This is a genomic window from Burkholderia sp. 3C, assembly GCF_054589155.1.
In genome coordinates, this window is sequence record NZ_BAAILN010000151.1 from 1 (window position 1) to 7,528 (window position 7,528).

The following is a 7,528-nucleotide window of genomic DNA, read 5'->3' on the forward strand; positions in this document are numbered from 1 at the left end:
GGCCCGTCGCGCGGCGATCAAACGCGCGAAGCTACGGGACGGTCGAGGTCCGGACAGTGGGCTCAGGAATGCAGCGGGGCGGGTGGGGCGCGGGCGCCGAGCGGGCCGCGGGCGGGGTCGTTGCCCGGGCGGATGGGCTGGGCCAGGCGCGGCGGGTGGTTGCCGGTGGCGATGCGCAGCCAGTAGGCCGGCATCGGCAGCACCGTGGCCAGGCCGATGCCGAGCGCCGCGCTGAACGGGCAGAGATCGCTGCCATGTGGGTGGGCCGACGGCGGCGGGGAGCCGGTCAGCGCCGCGGCCAGATCGGCGGCAGCAGCCTGCGCGGCGTGATCGACGCTGACGCCGCGTGGGGCCGTCTCGTCAAACAGCGCGCCATGACCGCCGCAGATCACGAACCCGGCCGCTTCCGCGCGCGTGCTCGTGGCGAGCATCAGGCCGGGCGGAAGCAGCAGGCGGAACGCGACGATCAGCAGCAGCAACGCGGCCACTGCCGGATTCGTCACGCGCCGCGCGAGCAGATGGCGAAGTCGAATCATGGCCGCGTATTGTAGATAGATCGAAAGCTCGCAGAAAAGAAGTAGTTGGGTTGGCTTTGCGCGAAACGTACTTAGCCTTGTGCGTCACATCGACGCATCTATTCGCGGAATCGGGCATGATTCCGCGCAAATCACCCTTCAACGAGGTAGTCATGGAATACGTGAAATTCGGCCGGACCGGCCTGGAAGTCTCGAAACTGGTGCTCGGCTGCATGACCTTCGGCGATGCGACGCGCGGCAATCACGCCTGGACGCTGTCCGAGGACGACAGCCGCCCGATCATTCGCCAGGCGATCGAAGCCGGCATCAACTTCTTCGACACCGCCAACATGTACTCGGACGGCACCTCGGAGGAGATCGTCGGCCGCGCACTGCGCGAATACACAAAGCGCGACGACGTGGTGATCGCCACCAAGGTCTACAACCGCATGCGCCCGGGGCCGAACGGCGCGGGCCTGTCGCGCAAGGCGATCCTCTCCGAGATCGACCACAGCCTGAAGCGGCTCGGCACCGATTACGTCGACCTGTACCAGATCCACCGCTTCGATCCGGGCACGCCGATCGAGGAGACGCTCGAAGCGCTGCACGACGTGGTGAAGGCGGGCAAGGCGCGCTATATCGGCGCGTCGTCGATGGCGGCGTGGCAGTTCGCGAAGGCGCTCTACCTCTCGCGCCAGAACGGCTGGACCGAATTCGTCGGCATGCAGAACCACCTGAACCTGCTGTACCGCGAGGAAGAGCGCGAAATGATGCCGCTGTGCGTGGATCAGGGCGTTGCGGTGATCCCGTGGAGCCCGCTGGCGCGCGGCCGCCTCACGCGCAACTGGGACGAAAGCTCGGCGCGCCAGGACAGCGACAATGTCAGCACCCGCCTGTACGCGGCCACGGCGCATGCCGACCGCGCGGTGATCGAGGCCGTGGCCGAGGTGGCCGCCGCGCGCAACGTGCCGCGCGCGCAGGTCGCGCTGGCCTGGGTCTCGCAGAAGCCGGGCGTGACCGCGCCGATCGTCGGGATTTCGAAGCCGCATCATCTGACGGACGCGCTGGCCGCGCTCGAACTGAAGTTGACCGACGCCGAGATCGCCACGCTCGAAGCGCCGTATGTACCGCACGCGGTGGCCGGCTTCACGGCCTGATTTCACGGCCTGAGCGGCACTGTTGCGTCGGCCCCGTGCGTTCGCGCCGGGGCCGCGTTCGCTTGCCGCGGCGGCCCCGATCGGCTCGTGCTTCCGGGCCGCCACCGTGGCCCCCCGCTTATCGCTGCCCGCGATAACCATACTTCCTCGCTTTCATATCCATCCGCGTATCCGTTATTGGATCGGTGAACGCCCCGTTTTTATACTGGGCCTCATCAGCACTCGCCCATGACGAGTGCCAAACCCACCGCATCCAACCGAGAGGAACGCAACGATGAGTCTTCGTCCGCTGCATGATCGCGTGATCGTCAAACGGCTCGACCAGGAAACCAAGACGGCGTCGGGCATCGTGCTGCCCGACAGCGCCGCCGAGAAGCCGGATCAGGGCGAAGTGATCGCCGTCGGCCCGGGCCGGCGCGACACCGACGGCCGCCGCATCGAACCGGATCTGAAGACCGGCGATCGCGTGCTGTTCGGCAAGTACGCCGGGCAGACGGTCAAGGTCAACAACATCGAACTGCTGGTGCTGCGCGAGGAAGACATCGTCGCGGTCGTCAACGTCTGAACCTGAGAGAAACCCATATGGCTGCAAAAGAAATCGTATTTGGCGACGTCAACCGCGCAAAGCTGATCGAAGGCGTCAACGTGCTGGCGGATGCCGTCAAGGTCACGCTCGGGCCGAAGGGCCGCAACGTGGTGCTGGAGCGCAGCTTCGGCGCGCCGATCGTGACCAAGGACGGCGTGTCGGTCGCCAAGGAAATCGAACTGGCCGACAAGCTGCAGAACATCGGCGCGCAACTGGTCAAGGAAGTGGCTTCCAAGACCAGCGACACGGCCGGCGACGGCACCACCACGGCCACCGTGCTGGCGCAGGCGATCGTGCGCGAAGGCCAGAAATACGTGGCGGCGGGCCTGAACCCGCTCGACCTGAAGCGCGGCATCGACAAGGCCGTGCTGGCCGCCGTCGAGGAACTGAAGAAGATCAGCAAGCCGACCACCACCAGTCTCGAAATCGCGCAGGTCGCGACGATCTCGGCCAACGGCGAGGAATCGATCGGCCAGCGCATCGCCGAGGCGATCGACCGCGTGGGCAAGGAAGGCGTGATCACCGTCGAGGACGGCAAATCGCTGGCCGACGAACTGGACGTGGTGGAAGGCCTGCAATTCGATCGCGGCTACCTGTCGCCGTACTTCGTCAACAACCCGGATCGCCAGGTCGCGATTCTCGACAACCCGTACATCCTGCTGCACGACAAGAAGGTGTCGAACATCCGCGACTTGCTGCCGGTGCTCGAACAGGTCGCCAAGGCGGGCCGTCCGCTGCTGATCATTGCCGAGGACGTGGAAGGCGAGGCGCTGGCCACGCTGGTGGTCAACAACATCCGCGGCATCCTGAAGACGGTGGCCGTCAAGGCGCCGGGCTTCGGCGACCGCCGCAAGGCGCTGCTCGAGGACATCGCGATCCTGACCGGCGGCCAGGTGATCGCCGAGGAAACCGGCCTGACGCTGGAGAAGGCGACGCTGGCCGAACTGGGCCAGGCCAAGCGCATCGAGGTGGGCAAGGAAAACACCACTGTGATCGATGGCGCCGGCGACAAGGCGTCGATCGAGGCGCGCGTCAAGCAGATCCGCATCCAGATCGAGGATGCCTCGTCCGACTACGACCGCGAGAAGCTCCAGGAGCGCGTGGCCAAGCTGGCCGGCGGCGTGGCGGTGATCAAGGTGGGCGGTGCGACCGAGATCGAGGTCAAGGAGAAGAAGGACCGCGTGGACGACGCGCTGCACGCCACGCGCGCGGCTGTCGAGGAAGGCATCGTGCCGGGCGGCGGCGTGGCGCTGATCCGCGTGCGGCAGGCGATCCGCGAGGTGCGCGGCATCAATGCGGACCAGGACGCCGGCGTGAAGATCGTGCTGCGCGCGCTGGAGGAACCGCTGCGCCAGATCGTGGCGAATGCCGGCGAGGAAGCCAGCGTGGTGGTGGCGAAGGTGGCCGAGGGCTCGGGCAACTTCGGCTACAACGCCGCGACCGGCGAGTACGGCGATCTGGTCGAATCGGGCGTGCTCGATCCGACCAAGGTGACGCGCACGGCGCTGCAGAACGCGGCTTCGGTGGCGGGCCTGCTGCTGACGACCGACGCCAGCGTGTTCGAAGCGCCGAAGGCGGCCACGGCGCCGGCCGGCCACGGCGGCGCGCCGGGCGGCCCGGATCTCGGGTTCTGAAGCACCGAACGCCTGAAGGTTCGAACGTTTGAACCTTCGGGCAAGCGATCCGCCACGGGCGGCTGGCCGATACGGCCGGCCGCCCGTGTTGCATTTCGGGCCCCGATCAGCTTGCGAGCCGGGCCACGGGCGGGTTCTCCGTCGTGGCTGCCGCCGGGTTGGCGGGTTGCCCCAGCAGCCGCACGATTTCGGCCTCGGTCTGCGCATAATCGCCCTCGCCGAAATGGCGATAGACGATCTTCCCCGATTGGTCGATCAGGTAGAACGCCGGCCAGTACTGGTTGCCGTAGGCGCGCCAGGTGGCGTAGTCGTTGTCCTGCGCGACCGGATAGGTCAGCCCGAAGCGGCCGATCGCGTCGCCCACGTTCGCGGTGCTGCGCTCGAACGGGTATTCGGGCGTATGCACGCCGATCACCGCCAGCCCCTGCGAGCGGTATTTCTCGTACCACGCTTCGACGTGCGGCAGCGTGTGGATGCAGTTGATGCAGGTATAAGTCCAGAAATCCACCAGCACCACCTTGCCGCGCAGGCTCGCCAGGGTCTGCGGCGGGCCGTTGAGCCAGTGGCCGATGCCGGCCAGCTCGGGCGCGGTGGTGGCAATGCCGGCCGGCGCGGTGAGGCCGGTGGTGCCGGTGGTTCCGGCGGCAAACGCAGGCGGGCGGCTGGCCGCGATCACGGCGAAGCAGGCGGCCAGGGCCGCGGCGAAGGGCCAGAAGCGGGTGAGCGGTCGCATGACGGGGAGCCTCCTTGGGCGTCGAGTGGCGATGAAGCCATTGGAACGCCCGGTTGTATCGGCCATGTTTGCGCCGCGCCACGCCCGTGCAATGTTGTGTGTCGGAGCGGAATTCAGATACATTGCGACACAAAACGCAGCGCGCGATCGGCTATAAATCGGTCCATTCCCGATCGCCAAGGAGTGCACACGATGAATGCCGAGTCTCATGCCGAGTCTCACGCCGAACCCCATGTCGAAACCTATCTGGGCGCCTGCCACTGCGGCACGGTGCGTTTCTCGGTGCGCGCCGCGCTCGATCCGGCCGTGCGCTGCAATTGCAGCCTGTGCCGCCGCAAGGGCGCGCTGATGTCGTCGATGGTGGCCCGCGAGGACCTGACGATCCTGGCCGGCGAGGACGCGCTGACCGAATACCAGTTCAACACCCGCGTGGCGAAGCATTACTTCTGCCGCCATTGCGGCATCTACCCGTTTCACCAGACGCGCCTCGATCCGCTGCGCTGGCGCGTGAACATCGGCTGCCTCGACGGCGTCGATCCGTACGCGCTGGCATTCAGCGTGGCCAACGGCGCGGCGCAATCCGTCGTGGAGGACGCATGAAACCCGCCCGTCACCCGTTGCAGCGCCTGCTCGCGATCGTCGCGTTCCTGGCCGGCGGGTTCGCCGCCGAGCTGGCGCACCCGCACGCGTGCCACACCGTCGGCGCGCGCGGGCTGGCCGTGACGCGCCGCCGCGAGGCCCGCGCATGAACACCGAGCGCCCGGACCACGTGCTGATCGTCGACGACGATCGCGGCATCCGCGAACTGGTCGGCCAGTATCTGGAGAAGAACGGCATGCGCATTTCGCTGGCCGCCAACGGCCGCGAGATGCGCGCCGCGCTGGAAAACGGCGCGCCGGACCTGATCGTGCTCGACGTGATGATGCCCGGCGACGACGGCCTGGTGCTGTGCCGCGAACTGCGCGCCGGCAAGCATCGCGCCGTGCCGGTGGTGATGCTGACCGCGCGCGACGAGGAAACCGACCGCATCGTCGGCCTCGAAATGGGCGCCGACGATTACCTGACCAAGCCGTTCGCGGTGCGCGAGCTGTATGCGCGAATCCGCTCGGTGCTGCGCCGCACGCGCATGCTGCCGCCCGGCATGCAGGTCAGCGAGGCCGCGCAATGGCTGGCGTTCGGCGATTGGCGGCTCGACACCACCGGCCGCCATCTGCTCGACGAGGCCGGCACGATGGTGGCCCTGAGCGGCGCGGAATACCGGCTGCTGCGCGTGTTCCTCGACAACCCGCAGCGCGTGCTGACGCGCGATCAGTTGCTGAACCTCACGCAGGGCCGCCAGGCCGACGCGTTCGACCGCTCGATCGACCTGCTGGTCAGCCGCCTGCGCCAGCGTTTGCGCGACACCGCGCGCGAGCCGCGCTACATCAAGACGCTGCGCAGCGAGGGCTATGTGTTCTCGTCGTCGGTCACGTCGATCGACGAGCCCGCATGAATCCGCTCCACGGTTTCCGCCGCCTGGGCCGCCTGCACGGGCCGCGCTCGATGTTCGCGCGGCTCGCGCTGATCCTCTGCGTGGGCCTCGCCGTCGCGCAGATGCTGTCGTTCTGGCTGACGCTGACCGAGCGCGACCAGGCCACCACCACGCTGATGATGGGTTACATCGAGCGCGAGGTGGTGGCGTCGGTCGCGCTGCTCGACCATCTGCCGCCCGGCGAGCGCGCCGCGTGGCTGCCGCGCCTGGCGCGCCGCAGCTACCGCTTCGAACTGGGGCCGGGCGAGCCGGGCGGCCCGGTGGACGCCGCGCTGTCGGCGCGCGTCGAGCGCTCGATCACCGACGGCATCGGCCGCACCTATGCCGTCACCGCCAACGAGATCCCCGGCGACACCGAACACATGCAGGTGCACCTGAAGCTCAGTGACGGCACGCCGCTGACGATCGACATGCATCCGATGTCGGGCATTCCGCTGTCGGGCTGGCTGCCCGTGGTGCTGCTGTTGCAGCTTGCCGTGCTGGCCGCCTGCTGCTGGATCGCGGTGCGGCTCGCCACCCGTCCGCTGCACGCGCTGGCCGACGCCGCCGATGCGCTCGGCCCCGACCTCAAGGGCGAGCGCCTGCCCGAATCGGGGCCGTCCGAGGTGGCGCGCGCCGCGCGCGCGTTCAACGCGATGCAGGACCGCATCGCCACGTATACAGCCGAGCGCATGCAGATCCTGGCCGCGATCTCGCACGATCTGCAGACGCCGATCACGCGCATGCGGCTGCGCGTCGACGTGATGGACGACGAAACGCAGGCCGCCAAGCTGCGGCAGGACCTGGAGGAAATGGGCCAGCTCGTGAAGGAGGGCGTGGCCTATGCGCGAACCGTGCACAGCACGTCCGAGGCGGCGCGCCGCATCGACCTCGACGCGTTGCTCGACAGCATCGTGTGCGATTACCTCGATGCCGGGCAGGACGTCGATTTCGCGAAACGCACCGACCTATCGCTCGATGCGCCGCCGCAGGCGCTGCGGCGCGTGATCGGCAACCTGGTCGACAACGCGCTGAAGTTCGGCGGCGCGGCGCAAGTCGAGTTGACCTTGACGCCCGCTGGCGGCGCCGAGATCGCCGTGCTCGATCGCGGGCCGGGCATCCCCGAGGCGTCGCTCGACGCCGTGTTCGAGCCGTTCGTGCGGATCGAGACGTCACGCAATCGCGGCACCGGCGGCACCGGGCTGGGGCTGGCGATCGCGCGGCAACTGGCGCAGGCCATGAACGCCACGCTCACGCTTCGCAATCGCGACGGCGGCGGCCTCGCCGCGCGGCTGACGCTGAAGCCGCGCGCCTGAGCCGGCTCGCGGGCCGCCTGCACGATTTTCCGAGTTGCGCTAGGTTTACAGCCCCGGCGACGGCAGCCTGCCGTCGC

9 protein-coding genes are annotated in these 7,528 nt (G+C 68.3%); 7 read left to right on the top strand and 2 right to left on the bottom strand.

Annotation, left to right across the window (positions count from 1 at the left end; translation table 11 throughout):
• Nucleotides 1-62: 62 nt before the first annotated feature.
• Complete coding sequence (locus ACYP33_RS30915; RefSeq protein ID WP_459625036.1) at nt 63-536, bottom strand: hypothetical protein; 474 nt, start codon at nt 534-536, stop codon at nt 63-65.
• A 152-nt stretch (nt 537-688) separates the two neighbouring features.
• Here ACYP33_RS30915 and ACYP33_RS30920 point away from each other — a divergent pair, with 152 nt between their 5' ends.
• The 3 genes from ACYP33_RS30920 to groL all read left to right on the top strand — a co-directional run bounded on the left by ACYP33_RS30920 (nt 689) and on the right by groL (nt 3,892).
• A complete protein-coding gene (locus tag ACYP33_RS30920; RefSeq protein WP_414447668.1) occupies nt 689-1,672 on the top strand; it encodes an aldo/keto reductase in 984 nt (327 codons plus the stop codon).
• A gap of 274 nt (nt 1,673-1,946) precedes the next feature.
• Nucleotides 1,947-2,237: a co-chaperone GroES gene (locus tag ACYP33_RS30925; protein ID WP_414441888.1), complete on the top strand. Its 291-nt coding sequence runs from the start codon at nt 1,947-1,949 to the stop codon at nt 2,235-2,237.
• 17 nt (nt 2,238-2,254) lie between these two features.
• Nucleotides 2,255-3,892 (top strand): chaperonin GroEL, encoded by a 1,638-nt coding sequence (gene groL / locus ACYP33_RS30930; protein WP_414447667.1) that lies wholly within the window; start codon nt 2,255-2,257, stop codon nt 3,890-3,892.
• A gap of 106 nt (nt 3,893-3,998) precedes the next feature.
• Here groL and ACYP33_RS30935 read toward each other — a convergent pair whose 3' ends face one another.
• A complete protein-coding gene (locus ACYP33_RS30935; RefSeq protein ID WP_459625037.1) occupies nt 3,999-4,625 on the bottom strand; it encodes a thioredoxin family protein in 627 nt (208 codons plus the stop codon).
• A gap of 192 nt (nt 4,626-4,817) precedes the next feature.
• Between ACYP33_RS30935 and ACYP33_RS30940 the strand changes: the two genes are divergently transcribed.
• From ACYP33_RS30940 to ACYP33_RS30955, 4 genes are read left to right on the top strand one after another with little or no spacing between them, the layout of a single operon-like run.
• Nucleotides 4,818-5,225 carry a GFA family protein gene (locus ACYP33_RS30940; protein WP_459625038.1) on the top strand — a complete coding sequence of 136 codons (408 nt, stop codon included), beginning with the start codon at nt 4,818-4,820 and terminating at the stop codon, nt 5,223-5,225.
• Nucleotides 5,222-5,374 (top strand): hypothetical protein, encoded by a 153-nt coding sequence (locus tag ACYP33_RS30945; protein ID WP_459625039.1) that lies wholly within the window; start codon nt 5,222-5,224, stop codon nt 5,372-5,374. Before ACYP33_RS30940 ends, ACYP33_RS30945 begins: the two co-directional genes overlap by 4 nt.
• On the top strand, nt 5,371-6,117 hold the full coding sequence (locus ACYP33_RS30950) for a response regulator (RefSeq protein WP_414447664.1): 747 nt from the start codon (nt 5,371-5,373) through the stop codon (nt 6,115-6,117). The genes ACYP33_RS30945 and ACYP33_RS30950 overlap by 4 nt, the downstream gene beginning before the upstream one ends.
• Nucleotides 6,114-7,451, top strand: coding sequence for an ATP-binding protein (locus ACYP33_RS30955; protein WP_459625040.1), 1,338 nt, complete (start codon nt 6,114-6,116; stop codon nt 7,449-7,451). The genes ACYP33_RS30950 and ACYP33_RS30955 overlap by 4 nt, the downstream gene beginning before the upstream one ends.
• Nucleotides 7,452-7,528: the final 77 nt, after the last annotated feature.